The organism is Streptomyces sp. B1866, assembly GCF_031932565.1.
Classification (GTDB): domain Bacteria; phylum Actinomycetota; class Actinomycetes; order Streptomycetales; family Streptomycetaceae; genus Streptomyces.
Genome location: NZ_JAVSCF010000599.1, coordinates 1 through 501, shown reverse-complemented (window position 1 = coordinate 501; position 501 = coordinate 1). Strand labels below are relative to the sequence as shown.

At 85.8% G+C, this 501-nt stretch carries 1 pseudogene; it reads left to right on the top strand.

Annotated features, from left to right (window positions below):
* A pseudogene (locus RKE29_RS30375) lies at positions 1–501 on the top strand (hypothetical protein); the annotation flags it as partial.

The window sequence follows — 501 nt, the reverse complement described above, 5'->3', positions numbered from 1 at the left end:
GGCGCCACCCGCCCGGCGGACGCCGGCGGCGCGGGCACGCCCGAGGCCCGTCCCGGCGCGGCGGCCCCGGGGCCGTACGGGCCGCAGCCCTACGCCTACCCCGACCCGCCCGCGGGCTGGGCGCCGGCACCTCCCGGCCTGCCGCCGCTGCCCCCGGACTTCCAGCCCGCCGTGCCCGGGGGCGCGGAGAGCGGCGCCGGGGCCCCCTCGGCGTCGGAGGCGACCGGCGGCGCGTCCCTGCCGCCGGCCTCCGGGACGCCGTGGTCCGCTGCCGAGCCCGGTGACGCGCCCGGCAGCGACGCGGCGACGGGCGGCGGAGCGCCGGCGCGGAGCGGCTCCTGGCCGCCCCCGCCAGTCCCGGAGACGTCGCCTGAGCCGTCGTCGCCTGAGCCGTCTTCGGAGCCGTCGCAGGCGCAGGCCGCGCCGGGGAGCGCGGACGGTGCGCCCGGGCCCGACGGCGCCGCGCCGGAGCCGGACGGCGACGGCGCCGCCCCCGCGGGC